This is a genomic window from Tunturiibacter gelidiferens, from assembly GCF_051013345.1.
GTDB classification, from domain to species: Bacteria; Acidobacteriota; Terriglobia; order Terriglobales; family Acidobacteriaceae; genus Edaphobacter; species Edaphobacter gelidiferens_A.
Map to the genome: position 1 here is coordinate 4,231,432 of NZ_CP132939.1, position 20,261 is coordinate 4,251,692.

At 56.6% G+C, this 20,261-nt stretch carries 17 protein-coding genes and 3 pseudogenes; 9 read left to right on the forward strand and 11 right to left on the reverse strand.

From position 1 onward, the window contains the following. The first annotated feature begins 92 nt into the window (after nucleotides 1-92). From RBB80_RS21245 to RBB80_RS21270, 6 genes and pseudogenes are all read left to right on the forward strand, one after another. Nucleotides 93-1,085, forward strand: a complete 993-nt coding sequence (locus RBB80_RS21245; RefSeq protein ID WP_433964374.1) for a DUF3560 domain-containing protein — start codon at nucleotides 93-95, stop codon at nucleotides 1,083-1,085. Beyond that, entirely contained in the window at nucleotides 1,049-1,942 is an 894-nt protein-coding gene (locus RBB80_RS21250) for a methyltransferase domain-containing protein (RefSeq protein ID WP_433964375.1), read from the forward strand. The genes RBB80_RS21245 and RBB80_RS21250 overlap by 37 nt, the downstream gene beginning before the upstream one ends. Nucleotides 1,943-2,843: 901 nt before the next feature. After that, on the forward strand, nucleotides 2,844-3,134 hold the full coding sequence (locus RBB80_RS21255; protein ID WP_433964376.1) for a single-stranded DNA-binding protein: 291 nt from the start codon (nucleotides 2,844-2,846) through the stop codon (nucleotides 3,132-3,134). 146 nt (nucleotides 3,135-3,280) lie between these two features. After that, nucleotides 3,281-4,392, forward strand: a protein-coding gene (locus RBB80_RS21260; RefSeq protein ID WP_433964377.1) for an IS3 family transposase whose coding sequence is annotated in 2 segments (ribosomal slippage) — nucleotides 3,281-3,533 and nucleotides 3,533-4,392 — 1,113 coding nt in all. Because the reading frame shifts where the segments join, the coding sequence is not laid out codon by codon here. Nucleotides 4,393-4,867: 475 nt separating this feature from the next. Then, on the forward strand, nucleotides 4,868-5,737 hold the full coding sequence (locus tag RBB80_RS21265; protein ID WP_433964378.1) for an Abi family protein: 870 nt from the start codon (nucleotides 4,868-4,870) through the stop codon (nucleotides 5,735-5,737). A 37-nt stretch (nucleotides 5,738-5,774) separates the two neighbouring features. Continuing rightward, a pseudogene (locus tag RBB80_RS21270) lies at nucleotides 5,775-6,005 on the forward strand (Tn3 family transposase); the annotation flags it as partial. Between the two features lie 244 nt (nucleotides 6,006-6,249). Here the strand turns inward: RBB80_RS21270 and RBB80_RS21275 are convergent. The 10 genes and pseudogenes from RBB80_RS21275 to RBB80_RS21320 form a co-directional block, all read right to left on the reverse strand. Beyond that, a pseudogene (locus tag RBB80_RS21275) lies at nucleotides 6,250-6,449 on the reverse strand (cold-shock protein). Nucleotides 6,450-6,790: 341 nt separating this feature from the next. Continuing rightward, on the reverse strand, nucleotides 6,791-7,606 hold the full coding sequence (locus RBB80_RS21280; RefSeq protein WP_433964379.1) for an SWIM zinc finger family protein: 816 nt from the start codon (nucleotides 7,604-7,606) through the stop codon (nucleotides 6,791-6,793). Between the two features lie 3 nt (nucleotides 7,607-7,609). Next, nucleotides 7,610-9,568, reverse strand: a complete 1,959-nt coding sequence (locus tag RBB80_RS21285; protein ID WP_433964380.1) for a DEAD/DEAH box helicase — start codon at nucleotides 9,566-9,568, stop codon at nucleotides 7,610-7,612. Continuing rightward, the gene (locus tag RBB80_RS21290) at nucleotides 9,469-10,314 is read right to left on the reverse strand and encodes a hypothetical protein (RefSeq protein ID WP_433964381.1); all 846 of its coding nucleotides are present in this window, start codon (nucleotides 10,312-10,314) and stop codon (nucleotides 9,469-9,471) included. Before RBB80_RS21290 ends, RBB80_RS21285 begins: the two co-directional genes overlap by 100 nt. Before the next feature lie 89 nt (nucleotides 10,315-10,403). Continuing rightward, on the reverse strand, nucleotides 10,404-10,517 hold the full coding sequence (locus tag RBB80_RS21295) for a hypothetical protein (RefSeq protein ID WP_433969804.1): 114 nt from the start codon (nucleotides 10,515-10,517) through the stop codon (nucleotides 10,404-10,406). A 526-nt stretch (nucleotides 10,518-11,043) separates the two neighbouring features. Then, a pseudogene (locus tag RBB80_RS21300) lies at nucleotides 11,044-12,311 on the reverse strand (chloride channel protein). Between the two features lie 372 nt (nucleotides 12,312-12,683). After that, nucleotides 12,684-13,094: a universal stress protein gene (locus RBB80_RS21305; protein ID WP_433964382.1), complete on the reverse strand. Its 411-nt coding sequence runs from the start codon at nucleotides 13,092-13,094 to the stop codon at nucleotides 12,684-12,686. Beyond that, complete coding sequence (locus tag RBB80_RS21310) at nucleotides 12,992-13,570, reverse strand: universal stress protein (protein WP_433964383.1); 579 nt, start codon at nucleotides 13,568-13,570, stop codon at nucleotides 12,992-12,994. The genes RBB80_RS21305 and RBB80_RS21310 overlap by 103 nt, the downstream gene beginning before the upstream one ends. 807 nt (nucleotides 13,571-14,377) lie before the next feature. Continuing rightward, the gene (locus RBB80_RS21315; RefSeq protein ID WP_433964384.1) at nucleotides 14,378-15,034 is read right to left on the reverse strand and encodes a response regulator transcription factor; all 657 of its coding nucleotides are present in this window, start codon (nucleotides 15,032-15,034) and stop codon (nucleotides 14,378-14,380) included. A 3-nt stretch (nucleotides 15,035-15,037) separates the two neighbouring features. After that, nucleotides 15,038-15,826: a sensor histidine kinase gene (locus RBB80_RS21320; protein ID WP_433969805.1), complete on the reverse strand. Its 789-nt coding sequence runs from the start codon at nucleotides 15,824-15,826 to the stop codon at nucleotides 15,038-15,040. On the opposite strand from RBB80_RS21320, the gene RBB80_RS21325 reads away from it, so the two are divergent. Continuing rightward, complete coding sequence (locus tag RBB80_RS21325; protein WP_433970083.1) at nucleotides 15,777-15,932, forward strand: hypothetical protein; 156 nt, start codon at nucleotides 15,777-15,779, stop codon at nucleotides 15,930-15,932. The genes RBB80_RS21320 and RBB80_RS21325 overlap by 50 nt on opposite strands. A 46-nt stretch (nucleotides 15,933-15,978) precedes the next feature. Here RBB80_RS21325 and RBB80_RS21330 read toward each other — a convergent pair whose 3' ends face one another. After that, a complete protein-coding gene (locus RBB80_RS21330; protein ID WP_433964385.1) occupies nucleotides 15,979-16,479 on the reverse strand; it encodes a DUF4118 domain-containing protein in 501 nt (166 codons plus the stop codon). 266 nt (nucleotides 16,480-16,745) lie between these two features. Between RBB80_RS21330 and RBB80_RS21335 the strand changes: the two genes are divergently transcribed. After that, on the forward strand, nucleotides 16,746-19,640 hold the full coding sequence (locus tag RBB80_RS21335; RefSeq protein WP_433964386.1) for a carboxypeptidase regulatory-like domain-containing protein: 2,895 nt from the start codon (nucleotides 16,746-16,748) through the stop codon (nucleotides 19,638-19,640). Continuing rightward, nucleotides 19,637-20,158, forward strand: coding sequence for a hypothetical protein (locus RBB80_RS21340; RefSeq protein ID WP_433964387.1), 522 nt, complete (start codon nucleotides 19,637-19,639; stop codon nucleotides 20,156-20,158). Before RBB80_RS21335 ends, RBB80_RS21340 begins: the two co-directional genes overlap by 4 nt. Nucleotides 20,159-20,261: the final 103 nt, after the last annotated feature.

Genomic DNA, 20,261 nt, shown 5'->3' on the forward strand with positions numbered 1-20,261 from the left:
AGACGTATGCTCGCGTGAAAACAGCTGGTTTCATTTGGGCACCGAAGCAAGACCTATTCGTCGCGCCAATGTGGACACCCAGCCGCGAGGATTTGCTTATTGAGCTGGCCGGGGAGATCGAAGACGAAGACAGGAGCCTGGTAGACCGCGCCGAGGAACGCGCCGACCGTTTCAGCGACTACAAAGAGAGCCGTATCGAAGACGCGCAGCTCGCACATGATGCCGTCCACCGCATCGCCGACAATATCCCGTTTGGTCAGCCTATTCTCGTCGGCCACCACAGCGAACGCCACGCCCGGAAGGACGCCGAGCGCATCGAGAACGGCATGAGGAAGACGGTCCAGATGTGGCAGACCGCCCGTTACTGGGAACAACGTGCAGCAGGAGCACTCCACCACGCGAAGTATAAGGCGCTTCCCGGCGTCCGCCATCGCCGCATCAAGGGATTGGAAGCGGACAAGCGCAAGCAGGAGCGCAACAAACAAGAGGCCGAGATGTGGCTAAAACTCTGGACTGAATGCGCCAATGAACAAGACAAGGAACTCCAGGCTAAGGTTGCTCTTCGCATCGCTGGGATGTGCCATCTACACATGCCACGCAAGGAAGGCGACCGCGAAGACTTCCAGCACACCCCGAGCGCATACGACGCGCTACAGGGCAGTTTCCCGACACTCTACGCACCCCGCACCTTGGACGAGGTTCTAGCGGTTGCTCTCGAAACTTACCCTCGTGTCATTCCCACTTATGGCCGCTGGATCGACCACTATACGAACCGTATCGCTTCCGAGAAGGCAATGCTTGGGGAGACTGGAGGCCTCGCCGCCGACCGCTTCAATTTTGAAGTTGGGGGCAAGGTTTTTATTGGCGATGAGTGGCTTGTAATTCTGAAGATCAACAAGACCGGCGACGCCATCAGCAGCCTAACCACTACACCGCGCCGTTACTTCTACAGGAGCAAATACATAGCCGATATCGAGCGCGTCAAGGATTATCAGGCACCGAAGCCCGAGGAGACCGCAGCAGTCAAGGCAGCAAGCAAGCTCCCCCGATGTGTAACTATCCCGGCGACGGCTTTAAACACATGACGACGGACGAATGGAAGCGAAAGAAGATGTCCGACGTTCCACAGTCTACGACTCACGCCGCGACCGATACCCACGGAGCGCACCGCACCCGCTCGACATGGGGCGGAAACTGGAAGACCGTTTCTGTCTATCTCACCGACGCCAAGCGCATCGACCCACCCACGAAACAAGCTCCGTTGACCCCAGCGGAGCCCACCGCCGCCGAGACGCTTGCAACGATGGCGCAAGACCTGAAGGCACAAAACCCAGTCCCGACGCCGCAGACACCGCGCCAGCATGACGAGCGCATCCCCTCGCGCGATGAACTGCACGAAATGAAGAAGACCGCCGCTCAAGGTGTCGTGATCGTAGCCGTTCCGCAACTCTTCCCCACTCCGCCCGAGTTGGCAGACCGTATGGTCGCGCTTGCGGACATTCGCCCAGGACAACGGGTTTTAGAACCCTCCGCAGGAACAGGCCGAATCATTGATGCGATTCGCCGCAATGCTCACGGCTACGCGATCACAGCGGTTGAGCTGAATTGCAATATGGCTCACCGGCTTCGCACCGTTGACGGCGTCGATGACACACAGCAGGCCGATTTCTTGGAGTGCAACGGCGATCTAGGAACATTCGACCGCATTGTTATGAATCCTCCGTTTGCGAACGCGGACGATATCAAGCACATTATGCACGCCTTGAAGATGTTGAAGCCCGGAGGCCGACTCGTCGCCATCTGTGCCAACGGCCCGAGGCAGAACGACAAGCTAAGGCCCCTCGTTGAAGCGCGCGGCGGTATCTGGGAAGAGTTGCCTTCAGATACGTTCATCGGCGCAGGTACAGGCGTTCGCACCGTCCTCCTCATGCTGGACGCATAACCAGGTGCCGCCCGCTTCAGGGGCCGCATTGCGGCGGTTCACCCTGAAGCGGGCGCAAGGGGACAAACCCCTTCGGTTTTTCTCCTTGACCTCTTTTCCCGCAAGATCGCGAGCGCACCGTCATCATCGGCCAAAAGATGAATGATGGGGCAGGGCGCCCCCGCAGGCCCGCGAGCAGGAACTCGAGACTCGGCGTCTGCAAAGTTCTCTTTCTCCCTGAAGGGGACCGAGGTTATCGAACCTATCTCTTGAGCGACCAAGTACCAGGACCGTCCTGCCGCCGCCGACATCGCTTTCTGTGTCGCCGCTTTTGCCAATGGCATGACCGAGGACCGGATCGGATGTGCCCTTGAAGACGATTATCTCTCCCCGCGATCCCAGCCCTTCCAAGCGAGCTGCCTACATCCGGAGAACCATGGAGAAGGCGAGGAGATGGACCGAGCGATGAGCATCGATGTCGCGATTCTCCTTTATGGTTCTTCCATTCTGCGCGTCAGTGACGGCTCTTTGGACTCTGAGCTGGCTTTTGCTACTCGCACCATGAGGATGGCCGTTGAACAGGGCGGCTCCCTTCCGGTTTGCCTTTCTATCTGCGTTCAGCGTGCCGCGCTCAAGACACCCCCGCCCTTCGGACGCACGCTCTCCTTCCCAGAATCCGCTGCGCGCCTCTCAAGAGGTGCGGACTCCTGCCCCCAGGCAAGCTGTGGTCCCCTTCCGCAGATTCTATCCAGTCGCCGAGGGAGTGGGTCGCGTCGGCACACCCGTTGGGCAAGCATGTACCGCAGACAGCGGACAAACCAAAAGAAATGGAGCCAAACACCATGTTCAACAAAGTCATTCTCATCGGCCGCCTCGGACAGAACGCAGAAGCCAAAACCGCTCAGAACAAAAAGAGTACGTCGTGCTCAACATCGCAACCCAAGAAAGTTGGAAAAACGACAAGGGCGAATACGAAACCCGCACCGAGTGGCACCGCGTCTATGCCTGGAGGAATCTCTCGAAGTTCGCCAAGACCCTCCAGAAGGGTCAGCTCATCACTTTGGAGGGCACTCTGAAGTATCGCGAGGTTGAGGAAGACGTCGCGGGCACCACGTTCAAGCACCGCATCGCCGAGGTTCACGCCACCAGCATGAAGCGGCTCTCAAAGATCGAGGCCGCTGATGATCCAGCAGACGGAGCCGGCGACGAGTGATCGTCGCCGGATGGGTAGACGGACCGCTTAGGTCCGTCTACTGCTTTCTCAGGCCTTCGGCCTGATTGTGATCGGCCTTGTTATTTCTGAACCAGTTGGAGTGTTAGTCTTCGACCAAATCTGACCTAATCAAGAGGAGGATTTGGATGAGGAAGAAACGGTTCACGGTAGAGCAGATGATTGGTGTGCTGAAGCAGGCGCAAGTAGGCGTTCCTGTTGCGGAGGTGATCCGCAAGGCGGGGATTAGCGAGCAGACGTTCTACCGGTGGAAGGCGAAGTACGCCGGCCTCGAGGTGGACGAAGTTCGTAAGATGGCTCAGTTGCAAGAAGAGAACCTGCGTTTGAAGCAGCTTGTTGCAGAGCTAACGCTGGACAAGACGATGCTGCAGGATGTGCTGTCAAAAAAATGGTGAAGCCTTCGCGGCGTGGGCCGATGGTGGAGCGGTTGGTTGGAAGCTACCTGGTAAGCGAACGGCACGCCTGTCGTGTTCTACGGGTACCGCGGGCGACCTACCGCTATCGAAGCTGTCTCGATCCACGGACTGAGCTGCGGATGAGAATCCGCGAGATCGCTCAGGCAAGAGTGCGTTATGGATACCGCAAGATCCGCGTGCTGTTGAACCGCGAAGGCTGGGATGTGGGCAAGTACCTGGTGTACCGGCTGTACAAGGAAGAAGGACTGACGCTGAAGAGGATGAAGCCTGCCGGGAAGCGGAAGGCATCTCGAACTCGTGAGGATCGGATCAAGCCTACGGCTCCGAACGAAGCCTGGAGTATGGACTTCGTGATGGATCAGCTGCAGGATGGAACGCGGTTCCGCGCCTTGACGATCGTGGATGTGCATACGAGAGAAGCTGTAGCGATCGAAGTAGGACAGAGCTTGAAGGGAGACGATGTTGTGCGGACACTGAACCAGTTGAAGCTAGACCGTGGCGTGCCGCAGGTGCTGTTCTGTGACAACGGCAGCGAGTTCACCAGTCAGGCGATGGATCTATGGGCTTATCGCAACGGCGCTAAGATCGACTTCTCCAGACCAGGCAAGCCAACAGACAACGCCTTCGTTGAAAGCTTCAACGGAACCCTGCGAAGTGAATGTCTGAATACCCACTGGTTCCTCGATCTGAAGGAGGCAAGGCACCTGATCGAAGTATGGCGGCAGGAATATAATGAGAGTCGTCCTCACGCATCTCTCGATGACAGGACGCCGAGCGAGTTCGCCAGCCAGATCGCGGCTAGCCGCGATCTGGCTGGAACCTAAACAGGTCGAAGACTAACTCTGACCTTGGTACAGGAAAATTAGGCCCTTCAATTGTTGTGAGAAGCGAGCCCGTCAGCGACTACAGCTTCCAGTGTCTATCCAAAAGACGGGAAACTATCTCCAAAAATCGAGCTCCGCTTACCAAAGGCCTGTTGGGGCAGTCTCAGAATACGGACAACAGAGCACCGGTAAGCCGCAGCAAGTATTGAAAACACATCACTTATTGTGTTGCACCAACTGTAACCGCTTGCGGCACTGTCGCCTTTGTATGTTGATCATTCTATTGACATGTGGTGTCCTAAACGTACTTTAAAGTCCGAATTCTGACGGGACCCCTGATTCAGATCCTTGGCTAGGGAAAAGCAATGAGTTTATTGTCTTTGTGGTGGTAATGCGTTACTATGTCTATGACACACCCGCCAAGCCTATCCCTGGAAACAGGTGACGCTCAAATCGGCGGGTTTTTCATTTTTAGATGAACTACACCAAGCTGGCGCTCCACTACGAAGATCAGCTCAACTTGCTCGTCAGCCGAAATCTGATCTGCAATGACCGTCCCCGCGCGCTCGAATGGTTGCAACGGATCGGCTATTACCGCCTAAGCGCTTACTTCATCCCATTTCGGGGCGGCAGCACAGATAATTTTCGCGCCGGCACAGACCTTGATGACGTCGTTGACTTGTATAAGTTCGACGGCAATCTTCGTTTACTTATGATGCAGGCGATGGATCGGATCGAAGTCGCGATCAGGGCTGTCATCACCTATCACGTCGCCCACAACCTGGGTGTCTTTGGCTATGCCGATCCGGCGAACTTCGCGTCATCCTTCGACCACGCAGCGTTTTTAGGATTGATCCGAAGAGAAGAAAGAAGGTCGGCTGAAACGTTCGTTGCGCATTACCGCACGAAGTACACAAGCGAAACCTATCTGCCCTTTTGGATGGCGACGGAGCTGATCTCGTTCGGCGCGCTCTCGAAGATGTATGCAAATCTGAGGGCGAAGCTGAGAAAACAAATAGCGCAAGAGTTTAGGCAGCCTGCACCCGTCTTCCTGAGCTGGCTACACGCGCTGACTGCCATTCGCAACACCTGTGCGCACCACGGCCGGCTATGGAACCGCGAGCTGGCGGTTAAGCCGGAACTACCGAAAACCTGGAAGGCACAAGGGATCGACAATAAACGCCTCTATGTGATCGCGTTGATTGTTCAAACCCTTCTCTCCGAAGTGTCACCGGACTCGCAATGGAAAGAGCGTTTGAAGGCCCATTTCAACGCCTACTCTTCCGTGGATCTCGCACAGATGCAATTTCCGGCCAATTGGCAGAATGAAGAGCCTTGGTTGTAGCCACGCAGCAAACTAAATAGTTCTCAAAGCAACAGAGATAGGTCTCGTGCTCAACATGATCGCCTTGTGGAACACCATCTATATGGAAGCCGCGCTAAACCAACTGCGCGAGAAGGGCTATCCGGTGCCGGACGTAGACGCACAACGCCTGTCGCCGCTACTGCACGAACACATCAATATGCTGGGTAGATACTCCTTCTCAATGCCGGACGCGGTTGCCAAAGGTGAACTGAGACCCTTACGCAACCCCGAAGATCCCGACTCATGAATCCTTAAGCCGGGTTTCCGTTCCACTGCGCCTCAAACCCCAGATACGGGATGCCATCGCAGCAGTGATGCCGCAATGCGAATAGCAATAGCCCGCAAACATGACTGCTGCTGCTGCATGGACTCTGTCAGTGCCGATCCGTAAGTTTCTCAGCAGGCGCCTATAAATGTCCGCTATTGAGTAACTACGGATGCCATAGCCGGCCTCTGCTAAGCCGGTCCCTTTCGCAAAGAAGTAAGCAACTTTAGAGAGGCTGAATGTCGGCTGCCTGCCAGCCCTTGGGCCCCTTAATCACATTGAACTGCACAGCCTGACCCTCTTGGAGGCTCTTGAAGCCGCTCGAGGTGATTGCGGAGTAATGTGCGAAAACGTCTTCGCCGTTTTGACGGCTGATGAAGCCAAACCCCTTGGCTCGTTAAACCACTTCACTGTTCCCTGTTCCATAGTGTTTTCCTCGGTTCTCATCTGTTGCCATGCGCAGTCAAATTGGGGTTCGGGTCGTCGCATCTTTGCTGAAACCGAACTTGTTCCCATGCAGGGTGTTTGCATATTAGCACCCACTATGTCTTGATCGCTTCAAGGGGCGACCTGCGGAAGTTTTGAAGTTATTGAAACTACGTGGCGTGTGACGATGAAGTTCGAGCGGGATGGGCCGACTAACTCCCCAAATGGCCCATTTTTTCCTGAATCGTTGCCACACCCCAGATAGGTCTCGCCCCTTCGTCAGTCACGATGGTAGCCGTCTTCGGGAACGGCAGCTAAGTCGTAGGAGCAGATTCGTCGCTTCATCGTTTCTTGGCGCCCTTCGTTGCCGGTGACTTCTTTGTCGTCTTAGCTGCGGTCACACGAGGCTTCGATTTGGATTCCGATTTCGCGGGTGCGTTCTGAGCCAGTTCCAATCCAAACAGTGCGGAGAGGTCTTCCCCGCTGGCGAGAACTTTGCCTCGAGCAGGTTTCTGTTTGGAGAGAGGAGCCTTCCCGGTCGCATTTGCGATCAACTCCTTTTCGTCCACGCCATGCAACCGGAAGAGCAGTTCAGGTTGCCGGTCGAGCCTGGCGCCGACGCCATAGAGAACCGCCGCGGCGTGTTTGCACATGTCGGCCCAGTCCGGACAGCTGCAGGACAACTCGATTTCCGCCGGTGAAGGGAACAATCCCGTCTCATGCCGGCAGATCCGCTCCATGACGCCCTTCGATAGTCGTCCCTGAAGAAGCTCGACGAGAGAATCGATCGAGCCCGAACAATCGGTGCAGATCGATCGCCAGCGCGCTTTGTCAACCGGGACGATCTTCAGGGCAACGGTGTAGATCTCCGATCCGCTCACCTTGGCCCCGATCGCACCCGCCCCAATCTGAAGATCTATTACCGATCCATTGCGCACATAGGTTCGCCCGCGCGGCAGGCGATTGGCAAAGTCGCTGTATTGCTCCAGATGGTCGCACCAGGCTTTGCCCCAGAAGGTTTTCGCTATGGTGCGACCCTCGATGACCACGGGAGAGACAGAATGCCCTCTCTTTCGCAGGCTCTCCATCTTCTTCAGCGCCTTGCGGCGCCGCTCGGCCGCAGACACATACGGCTTCCAGCCCCAGCCACCGTACATCGACTAAGCCTCCTTCATCGCAATCTGGAGATCGAGACGGACCAGCTTGAGCAGCTCCTCATCCTTCAACTCGGTAAGCACTCGATCGGCGCCAGCTTCGAGCAGCCCCTCCGAGAGGCTCTGCTTGGATTCGATCAACTGATCGATCTTCTCCTCCACCGTTCCCCGGCATACAAACTTGTGTATCAGCACGTTCTTCTTCTGTCCAATGCGAAATGCGCGGTCCGTGGCCTGATTCTCGACGGCAGGATTCCACCAACGGTCGAAGTGGACCACATGCGAAGCGGCTGTGAGGTTGAGGCCTGAGCCCCCAGCCTTCAAGGAGAGCACAAAGAAGCCCACGCTCTCGTCCTCCTGGAACCGACCGACAAGTCGCTGGCGCTTCTTCACCTCCGTCTCCCCATGGAGAACCAACCCGGGACGCCCGAAGATCGTGGCGAGAAAGCTGGCGATGGGAGCCGTCACCTCGCGAAACTGGGTGAAGACCAGCATCTTTTCTTGGCGCGCCGCGATCACCTCGGCGATCTCGCGCAACCGGGCCCATTTACCGCTCTCTTCTTCCACCCAGGCGCCATCTCCCAGCCATTGCGAAGGGTGATTGCATATCTGCTTGAACCGCATCAGGAACGACAGTACCAGTCCCTTGCGCGCTATGCCGTAGGCGTCGCTGAGCCGCGAGCCAAGCTCGTCTACGGAATCCTGATAGAGCACCGCCTGCTTTCGGCTCAGTTGGCAGAACGCCTTCACTTCGATCTTTTCAGGCAGGTCGGAGATGACCGTCTTGTCGGTCTTCAGCCGCCGCAGAATATAGGGTCGCACCAACTCGCGAAGTGGCCCGTAGGGGTTGTGAGTACGATCCGCCAGGCGGTTGGAAAACTGCGTAAACTGCTTCGCCGAGCCCAGCAACCCGGGATTGATGAAGTCGAAGATGGACCATAGATCGCCCAGGCGGTTCTCGACCGGTGTGCCCGTAAGGGCGAGTCGCGATCCTGCATTCAGTCTCTTGACTGCCCTGGTCTGTTTGGCGGCAGGATTCTTGATCGCCTGTGCTTCGTCGAGGACAACCAGGTTCCATCCAGTCTCCATAAGCCACGGAATTCGGAGCAAGGAGCCGTAGCTGGTCACCACAACATCCAGATCCTGCAATCTCTCATGAGTCAGCCCTTTCAGTTCGGAAGCTGGCATCAAGGATGGATGGGCAATCAACAGCTTGAGGCTTGGGGCGAACCGCTCCGCCTCGGAGGCCCAGTTGGCCAGCAACGAAGTCGGCGCCACAAGCAGGCTTGGTCTTCCCTTCCCCTGTCGCTTCAACACCAGCAACAGGGAGAGTACTTGAATCGTCTTGCCCATCCCCATGTCGTCCGCCAGGCATGCACCCAACCCCAGCCCGGTCAGAAGGTGCAACCAGCGCACGCCAATCTGCTGATAAGGACGGAGTGTCCCGTGGAGCGCCGGGCCAACCTCGATCTTCTCCAAACCCTCCTGGCCGCGCAGCCCCTTCAGCGTCTCCGCCAGCCACGGCCCCGCGACCACCTGAGACCAGTCTGTTTCGACTTGCCCGGCATCCTCCTCGGTCCCGGCGACGTTGGCCCCGGCGAGCATCCGCATCGCATCCCGAAAGCTGAGGCCATCTCTTTCTGCCCTGCGCTCCACCTCGCCGAAGTGCTCGATCGTCTGCTGCAGCCGTTCGCGGTCCACTTCCACCCAGCGCCCGCGAACCAGCGCAAGGCCGTTCGATCCGGCAAGCAACTGTTCTATCTCGCCCTCGGTCAACGCCTCGCCATCGAGCACCACCTCCATCTGGAAGTCGAGCAGAGCATCCTGGCCCACCTTCGATGGAGCGTTGCCGCCGATCCTTGCCATCACCCGCGGCCGCGCGGGCCGATTCCCTCTCCATGCGGCCGGCATGCGCACCACCACGCCGGCGCTCTCCAGCCGCGGGACATCCCGCAACATCTGCATCGCCTCCCCGCCGTCCAGCGTAGCGGATGGAAGATCTCTCCCGCGTCGATCATGCTCTTCAACCACGGGCAATCGCCGCCGGCCCGCTGCACCGGAAGCAGCAGCGACAGCAGACGGCCCTTTTGAGCGGCGCCTGCATACTCCCGCAGAGCCTGCCCCAGCGGAAGATGCTGAGCTTTCGCCTGCGCCGACAGCCGCGTCGTATAGGTGGCCAGAAAGGCGAAGGGCGCGTCCTCATCGTTGCGGTTCTCGGCAAGATTGAAGTGCACACGGCCGACCAGGTTCCACGCGGGATTACGGCGCTTAAGGAAGTCCTGGACCTCGCCTCCGAACTCGGACAACTCGCGGCGAAAGGCGTTATCCAATTCCTGCCATAAGGCATCAAGCACCGTCGGCGTAAGATACTCCGCTCCGTTCATCGGGGGTACGCTCAGCACCAGCGAATCCAGCTCCGCATCGGTCAGCGGCGTAATCGGTCCCTTCGCCGACGCGTCCGCCAGATGAGGCTCAGAGCAGAGGCGCGTCACATAGCGCGCACTGAACTCCCGCCAGTAGGAGAAGACCGCGGGGATCGCCGTGCCCGCCTCTCCAGCCCCAAGCTGCAGTAGACCATGCCCCGGTCCTCGCGCGAAGGCGTCCCGCAGACGTTGTCCAACTTCCGAATCCGTTGCGGCGGCGGCGCTGTCCTCAACGAGGACGAGATGGCCGTGCGGGGTGAGAGTTGGAGCAAGAAACATGGACGCCATGCAAGATTCCTATGAGTCGTTCGGATGTCAAGCTGCAAATCTGTCTTCGGCCACCGACCGCGGCGGCCTTCACAACCCAAGAAGATCGTTCACGGCGACTGCAATCTCCTGCTGGACCCAAGATATCGCTCCGTGGTCTGAATCGACGAGTGCCCGAGCAGAAACTTGATCTGCTCGAGATCCCCGCCGTTCTTGCTACACAGTTTCGCGCAAGTCCGGCGGAGGTCATGGGCGCCGAAGTATTCGGGGACACCTCACGAAACGGAAATTTATGTACGTTTACAGAGAGTCGATGTAATGTTCTCAATCGTTTAGCCGGACAGCGCCAACGAATTGCGCCCTGTCCAAGAACGGCGCATTCTCTACCTTAGATCTTGCTGATTACGAAAGGTTTAGGTGAACTGAATTCGCCTTAGCGTACGTTGCGTTCCGTTTCTTGAGGTGTCCCCCATTCGCGACGAGAGAAACGCAAAATGTGAGAGAGCTTGCGGCGCTTTCGGATTGCGCTCGCCGAAGTCTTGCTAGATCTGCTTCATGACATCCTCCCTTGCGACCGCCACGAGCGACGCTGGTGGAATCAGCAAGGACATCGCGCCAAGTAGCACGTCTCGCCTTCATTTCGTGCTGACCATTCCAGTTGGTCGCAATGATCGCATATTCCGGGGAACAGCGCGTACGAGCGCGTTCAACAACCGGATCTGCCACAGAACTGAGAATTCAATCAGGTTTTCAGCGGACTCCGTCGACAGCCATGACCGGCAGGGGCTCGTTGTCGGGCGGGTCAACCGGGCCTCCGCCGTGTGACAGGTAGATGTTGTCCTGGGCCAGCAGCGCTTCGTAGACCGGGGTGTGCCGCCAATGGCGAGCAAGGGCGAAAGCGCTCATGTTGGCGATCATCAGGGGCAGAACTAATCCGTAACCGCCCGTCATCTCAAAGATGATAAGCACCGAGGTCATGGGGGCGCGAACAATGCCGGCAAAGACCGCTCCCATTCCGACTACTGCGAACGCGCCGATGGAATCGGCCGAGTGATGGAACACGATCACGTCCAGGTAGCCCACCGCGCCGCCCAGCATGGCCCCCATGAAGAGCGCCGGTGCAAAGATGCCGCCGGAACCGCCGCTGGAGTAAGAACTAACGGTGGAAGCGAGCTTGAGGACACAGAAGACGGCCATAGCGGTCACCGTCATCTTGCCTGTAAGTGCCAGTGTGAGGGTCTTATACGGATCGCCAGCGATGCCATTGAGGTGGAAGAGCGCCAGCGCGACGACAGCCATGCCGCCTGTGGCTGCGCCTCCAATGGCTGGATGCACCCAGCGAGGCACGCCGGTTAGCCGTCGGAACCAGGCCCGAAGGCCCAGCAGCGAATCGGTAAAAGCGACCGAGACAATGGCGGCAAGCAGGCCCAGCAACGCATACCAAACCAGCGAGGACGCGTTGGCGATGGTGTAGTTGCCCTGCACGTGAAAAACTGGGTTTGAGCCCAGAATCGAGTGTTCGACAACGGCGGCCAGCGCGGCGGCGACGATAACGCCGGAGAGCATGGTTTGGTCGAGGTCGCCGATCAGCTCCTCAAGGGTGAAGGTGACGGCGGCAATGGGCGCGTTAAAGGCAGCCGCGATGCCCGCGGCCATGCCAACGGAGGCCATGCGGCGGGAGTTTTGGGCCCGAGTCGAGCAAGACGGGCCAGCATGTTGCTGACGCCCGCGCACACTTGCACTGTAGGTCCTTCAAGGCCGAGCGAAGCGCCAGAACCGATTTGGAGAGCGCACAGAATAAACTTGCCGATGGTTTCGCGGACAGTAACCCTGCCGTGCCGCAGAGTGTACGCCACCTTCACCTGAGGAATGCCGCTACCTGCAGCGGCGGGGGCAAAGTAAGTAAGGCCGACACCGGCAACCAGACCCCCAATGGTAGGGGAAAGGATGCTCCACCATATCCAGCTGTGCCCCGGAGCACTGTTGGCACGTTCGATTAACACAACCTCAAGCCACATGATGCTCGAGTGGAATGCCACGGCAGCCAATCCGCAGAGTCCGCCAGCCAGAATGGTCACTGCAAGAAGACGCTGCCGCTCGCTGGGCAAGCGGCGCAACAGCCAGGCGTAGAAACGTGCATATAGCCCTTGAAAACCTACCCAATAACTGTGTTCCGGTAATTCCTGGCTGGTCGGGGGAGTCACATCATAAGTATAGAAGCAGCGGGGAGGCGCCGCTCCGTTCCGGCGTAGGAAGGCATGTTTCTGGCGTATCAGAATCCGACCGATGCGGCGAAGCTCGCCTTCCTGGCACTCGTCCCAGAGACAATTCATGTCGGATCCGCTCCGGCCATGAAGCAGGGCATTTGAAGCGAAAAGGAATCGAAGCTATCAGTTTCGCACCGTCAACACGGGACAACGGGATTGACATAGAACTTGATGAGTTGTGATCCAAGGGAGATGTGCCGCGACGCGGGGATGAGAGGTCTGGTGCGATCCCATCACAATCAAGTCCGCACCCTGGCCTTCAGCCCCGTTCAAGATTCGTTCGGACGGTGCTCCACTTTCGACGATGAGATCCACAGAGCGATCCCCGTTGGGAGGAACAAGTTGTTTGAGACGTTTCGTCGCTTTGTCGCTCATAGCCTCTCGGTCTTCAGATCGACTATCGCTGCGCATCTCGACAACATGCAACACAATCAAGTGGGAGTGCTCCTGCTGCGCCAGCCAGTGTGCGTAAGCAAGGGCTTTTGCCGAACCAGGCAGCAAATCGGTAGCGCAGAGAATTTTCCTTGGCGCCAATTCCGGTATTGGTTTTGGGGAAACGCCTGGTCCGACTGTGAGCACAGGACAGAGCACTGAATAGACAATCTCTTCCGACACCGAACCAAGAAGAACTTTTTCACACCAACTCGTCCATGCGTTCCTACCACGACCAGATCAGTTTTAAGGCCCCGCATCAGTTCAGACAAAACCTGGGCGACATCTCCTTCTCCCTCATTCTCCTTGATGAACTCTTGATGTTTGACTCCTTGGAACATCTCAGATGCCACAAGCTGCGCCATCTTCTTCTCCGCAGAATGTCTAAAGTAGAGCGCGTCCGGGGGCTGCGCATTGTCGCAAATCTCCCCAGGAACAACGCTCACGATACTGAGTAGTCCATGGTAACGACGGGACACGGCAATTGCGTAAAGTAGAGCCGCTTCAGAGTAAGACGAAAAATCAGTCGCAAACAGAATGTTCCGGATTGACATGTCTGGGATAACCTGCAAACTCATCGGACACTTCTCCTTGAAAGGGCCAAACCGTGGCTTTTGGTCTCTGTAGCTCTCCCCGAAGACGTAGAAGACTCCTCACTGGATCCTTTCGATCTTGGTTCATGGATTGACGATCTCACCGCTGCTGCGGCGCATGCAGGGTCGCCTTGCCAACGTCTCCTGCTGAACATCCCTATCAGCTGAAGCGTGCACGCTGGCCGTTGGGGCAAGAAACGCGCTTGTAGGCCCCCTTCAGAATGTCATATGGATTTGAAAAAGCGACTGCGAGGATGAGACTTCCCAGTAGTATCGCGAAGGTTATCACCTGTGACCTCCAATAGAAAACCCGCCAATCGGCGGGTTGTGATTTGTTCACACTCTAGAGGCGGTAGGGCTTTCGCTTGTTTTTCCCACCGGACATAATCATCTTATTCAACTGGAATAAAGACCACGCCATGGCCACACTCAGGACTAATGCGCTGGTAGCTATGAAGCCGCATAGAAACATCACAATTTCGTGTGTTGCCATTGGTCACCCACTCTGGCCAGCCCTATGCTGGCTTCTTCTTCTCGAATGACTTCTTGAACGCATCTTCCCAGTTGCCCTTCGGCGGAACGAATCGCCAAAACCGTGCGATCTCTGTCATTCAGTTTACGACCAATCGACATGAAAACATCCACTACCGATTTCGGACGCGAGGAGCCTAGCCTATTATTTCCCCCATCAGCATACGAGATGCTTCAGCGGACGGGCAAGGGGACGATTTGAAGCAAGGCTCCTCGCGCACGGCTAAGCCTCGCGAAAGCGATAGCCAATATGGCTTTCCGTCAGAATGTATGTCGGGCGTGCGGGATCGTCTTCGACTTTTTTCGAAGCTGGCTGATCAGGACGCGCAAATATTCGCGTTCGTTTCCATACTCCGATCCCCAAATGGAGATCAGAAGACGACTGTGGGGCACAGGGCGACCTGCATGTTCCATCAGATAACGCAGCATCTCGAATTCTTTTGGAGTGAGGTGAAGCTCCTGTCCCTGCTTCTCAACCCGATGTCGGCCCGGGTTCAGCATCACATCGCCGATGACGATCCAGGATTCTGGCGCGACAGCCGATGTCTTGGAACGACGGATCGCGGCGCGCAGGCGCGCGGTCAGTTCGCGGATCTGAAAGGGTTTGGTCACATAATCATCGGCTCCCGCATCGAGTGCCTCGACCTTGTCATCTTCCTCATCCCGAACTGTAAGCACAATGACCGGGAGATGAGGGTAGCTGTCGTGAATCCTGCGGCACGTTTCAATCCCTCCCATTCCAGGCATATTGATGTCAAGCAATACCGCGTCGTAGTCGATCATGCGGAGACGCAGCAAAGCCTCTTCTCCTGTCCCGGCCTCTCCGACCACGAACCCTAGTGCGGACAAGGTCTCAAACAAGCTCTGCCGGATACCTGCATCATCTTCCACGATGAGTACATTCAATCTCTCTCCCACGTGTCACATCTCCTTTGCCGTTCGGGGTAACGTAAGGAAGAAAGTGGTCCCTGTATCGGGATCACTGTTCACCCATGATCGTCCTTGATGTGCCTCAGTGATGCGCTTGACCACAGACAGACCGATGCCTGTTCCAGACGCCCTGCGGTCCGAACCCGGGCTGCGATAAAAGCGCTTGAAGATCTTTTCCCGTTCGTCCGGCGGGATAAAAGACCCCTCATTCCTGATACTGATGAGGATCTCCGCCTGTTCCTCTTGAACATCGATCGTAATCGAAGAGTTAGGGCTGCCGTATTTCGCGGCATTATCCAACAACTGGAAAAGTGCCATCTCCAACAGTTGCCTGTCGGCCCAAACCATACTGCGTTGCATCCTCGGTTGAAGGTGAATAGGATGCGCGTCGAGCTCCTGCGAAGACGCGTCAATACTGCTTTGTATGAGTTGCCTGAGATCAATGTGTTCCCGTTTCAGTTTGAGGTCGGCATTGTCGATCCTCGCCGTGCGTAGCAGACGGGTAGTCAGATCGTTGAGATGGCCGGCATGTTGGTCGATCAGGGCCACGAGCCTTTTTTCGGCGCCAGACAACGTATCCATTTCAAGCAGGCCGGAACTTGAGCTTCTGATGGTTGTCAGTGGAGTTTTGAAGGCATGCGCAAGACCATCCAGAACGGTGGACCGGAGTTGTTCGCTCTCGCGAGCTGCTTCCGCGCTGCTCTCCGCTGCGAAGGAGCGCGCCCTCTCAATGGCAACCGCCGTGAGCGAAGCGGCTGCGTTAATCGAAGCAACATCCAACGAATGGCCAGAGATGACCAGCGAGCCGATGGACCGCGTGCCGGAGCGCAGAACGCGTCGCGAGGTAGCGGTCGCGGAGTCGTCTTCATTGCGTTCGGAAGAATAGGTGTCCCGCACTTCATCATCGGTTACGTCACAGGCGCCGCTCGTGCTTAGGTGGAGGTCATAAGCGTCCCATAGGGCCACTCCCTCGCCTGAAGGGTGGTCTGAATCAGGATGGCGAGCTGTTGATCGACCGGCTCGTGCCGATCGAGAAGAAGGACGTTCTGACTCAGTTCGTACAGTTTCTGCAGGTGGGATCGATGCATCTCGGAATCGCGAGCATGGCGGCTGACCTGATTGGAGAGACGGCTTACGAGCAGAGCGACACTCTCGAAGGTGATCAACGCTAACCAGTCATGGGAGTCCGTCATGTAGAACGCGAACAACGGTTGCGTGAAGAAGTAGTCCAGACAGGCCACGGACAACAAAGACACAATGCTTGCCTCAAGAAAGCCCCATCGCAATGCAATGGCAGTGACGAGAAAAAGATGGATCGAGGTCGCGGAAGAGAGATTGAAATGAAATCGATAGGCGACCCAGGTCATAAACAACGCTGCCAGGATACCGGCCGCGATCCTGACAGCAGTGTCGCGAATTGTTCTCGTTTGCATTCTGTCGCGACCAATGAAAGTAAGATTTTAGCTTCGAATCCATAAGAAAGTCGTAAGAACCGCGCTTATGCGTATTTTATGGACTTAAGGATTCACTGAAGGTGGCCGGTAGATATCCGGTCTCACGAGGTGATTCAATGAACTATATTAGGGGCCTTTTTCAGTCTGATTCAATCGTTGCTGTCACGCAACAGACACACCTTGAAAAGCACGAGAGCAAGTTCAGACGCGCTGCGACACCGAAAAGCATGAAGCTGCAGCTTTGTATGCAGTCACTTTCGATGCTCACCATTCTTTTGATTTGGATCTTCGCCACGCCTGTTTTCGCGCAGTCGACGTTCGGCAGTGTTCGAGGGATCGTCCAGGACAACACCAGCGCAGTCGTCTCCGACACCCAGGTCGTCCTCCACAGCATCGACGAGAACACTGAGCGCACGGTTACAGCTGATTCGTCGGGCAACTTCATCTTCGAAAACGTGAAAGCCGGGAAATACCGCCTTCGCGCACATCATGATGGATTCGCGGATACGGCGCTCACCGGGATTTTGGTCGAGGCCCGTCAGGACCTGCGGCTCATCGTTGCCCTGAACGTAGCTGCGCAATCGACCACGGTCGAAGTGACCTCCGCCGCCGACCAGATCAATACGGAAAACGGGACACTTGGCGACTCCAAAGACAACCTGCAGATGACGCAGCTTCCTTTGAACAATCGCGCCACAACCACCAGCCCACTCGGTGCGCTCGCTCTGTCGCCCAATGTGCAAACCGACAGCTCAGGGAACATCGCGCTTGGCGGGGCGAGTTCTTCCATGGTGAACTTTTCAGTCGACGGTATTTCGACCGTGAACGTGAGGCAGAATGGCGCGTTGCAGGATGCTTACCCTTCGCAGGAGGGAATCGCGGCAGTCAAAGTAACCTCATTCAACAACAGCGCAGAGTTCTCTCAGATCGGTGACGTTACCTTTACGACAAAGAATGGAACGAACAACTATCACGGCAGCGTATTTGAATACCTGCAAAACCAGGCGCTTGATGCCACTCCGTATGGCTTCAGCACAAAGGCCCCAAAAAAGTTCAACACATTCGGCTTTTCCCTCGGCGGACCGGTGACGATTCCGCATTTATACAGCGGACACGACAAGACCTTTTTCTTCGCGGACTACGAGGGAAACCGTAGGACGACCGCGGCAGCGCAGCAGTTCGAGGTGCCAACACAGGCTGAACGAAATGGTGATCTCAGCGGATTTAATCCGTCACTGGCTCCGATTCCCACAGCCAACATTAGCGCCACGGCGAAGGCACTGTTGACCCACATTCCGCTGCCAGACGTGGACGGGCAGTCTGGCTTTAATTACGAAAACTTTCAATCTACCCCGGCACGAACGGACGGCGCCGATCTTCGTATCGATCAAACGATCACCTCGAAACAGTCGGCCTACGCCCGCTTTAGCCGGAAAAACATCACATCCGACTTCGCAAACGCGTTCTTGCCGAACGATGTCGACTCAACTCATAACCGCAGCTTCTTGTTCTCGCACACCTATACGATTACTCCTAAGCTGCTGAACGAGTTTCGTTATGGGTTCACGAACGTCACAACGAGCGTCAACTTTCCGATTCAGGGGTCGGACGCATTGAATCAACTTGACCTGACTGGAGTAAATATTAGTCAGCATCCGACAACGCATGCATTTCCTACCTTCAACTTCAGCTCCGGTACCGGGTTGACCTCAATTGGAAGGGACAAGGCCGGGGTCACACAATCGAAGACGACGCAGTTCAGCGATAACGTGACCTACACTCTCGGGAAACATACCGTGAAGGGCGGAATCGATATCCGCAGAGTGCGTTACTTCGACCTGGAGAGCTTTGCTCCGACCTTCGCTTCGGACGATTTTGGCAGCTTCCTCTTTCAGCCGACCTTTACCGGGAACGCCTTCGGCGATTTTCTGGAGGGAGCGCCAACTACGCTGAACTTCGCAGTATCCAGCCCCGACGTGGGCGGTACGGCAACACAATATAGCCTGTTCGCCCAGGACGAGTATCAGGTGAACAGCCATCTGACTCTGAGCTATGGGCTGCGCTGGCAGGTGCTTCCAGGATTTCAGGAAGATGGCGGCAACCTCGCGAACTTCGACCAAAGGAACAATTCGATCGTCGTTCCGGACGCTCTGGCAGCCTATCTAACAAGCCAGAACATTACGCCCTCGAATGTTGCTTTCCAGCAATCGTTCAACGCTTGCAATCTGAACATCAACTCGCTTCCGTGCACAAAGTATGTGACGGCAAGCCAGGATGGGTTGCCCCAGAGCCTGCGCAATACCTACAAAGGGAACTTCCAGCCGCGCTTGTCCGTGGCTTACCGACCCTTCAACGATACAAAGACTGTGGTACGTGCTGGCTTCGGCATCTACACGATGACCAACCTCGGTCCGCTGTCGTTCAACAACAGTGGCAACCCAACCTCGAGTCTGCACACCTACTCGAACTCAAACACGGCGGGACCGAATACTCCACAGATTCAGTTCCCCAACACAGCACCTTCTACTGTTGGTGCGCAGATTGGTGGCGGCAGTCTCGATCAAGGGGTAGACCCAACCTATCGTGATCCGCAGTCGAACCAATGGAACCTAACGGTGGAGCGGGAGATCTCCAGCCAGACATCCGTCCGCGCGAGCTATGTGGGAATGCACACCTACCGGCTGAGTATTACGGAGGACCTGAACCAGATTCCTGCAAGTACAACTGCCTTTGCGACAACGGCTGCAATCCCATGGGCCGATCCGCGGTCTCCTCACACCAACTGGGCGCAGCTCTTCAGCACGTTCAATGCTGGCGAGGCAAACTATCATGCGTTCGAGTTGGAAGCAACGCATCGGATGCAGCATGGACTCTATTTCGATGCAAACTACACCTTCGCCAACAATCAGGCGGACAACCAGGGTGATGCTCCGAGTTCCTTCGCAGGTGAGGTCAACTATGGTGGGCCGATCGCGAACCGATTCAATATCAAACAGGATCTTGGCAACGTTGAAGGCACACGTCGTCACCGCATGCTTCTGACTGGCGTGTATCAGCTTCCGTTTGGCAGGGGCCGCAGTTTTATGGGGGCGGAGGTGTCAAGGATGCATTCCTGGGCGGCTGGGACCTTACGACGGTGACCTTGCTTGAAACCGGACCCTGGCAGACGCCGAGTATCAGCGCCGGCGGATGTCAGGTACAAGCAAACGTCGACGGTTCCTGTCCCGCAACGGCAACTGGTCAGCAGCAGACAAATGACCAGTCCAACACGAACGTGGCAAACCGCGGCGCAGTTTTGCGCCCCGACGTTGTATCGACCAAGTTCTATGCGGGTCAGTCAAGATCGCAGTTCTTCAACCTGGCTGCCTTCTCACCGACAGCGGTTGGAGCAGGCCGCTTCGGCAATGCCGGAGTCGGCATCCTGCAAGGTCCGGGAACAGCGGCAGTCAGTCTCGGGGTTGCAAAGTCGTTCCGCATCACGGAGAAGGTACATGCTCGTTTCGAATCTACCTTCACCAACGTGCTGAATCACACCAACTTCGCTCCTCCAGCAACCGTCGTGGACAGTCCCTCTACCTTCGGTGCATTGATCGGGGCCCAGACGGCAGAGAATGCAGGCAACCGTACCGGCCAAGCCGCTCTACGATTGGACTTCTAGGCCGTCACTAGGGGCAAAACCATTGTCTCGGGTTGGGCCAGAGTCAAAAATCGATTTCGGCCCAGCCAGCTTCCCAAGGAAATGACCTTTCGGATGGTCCTAA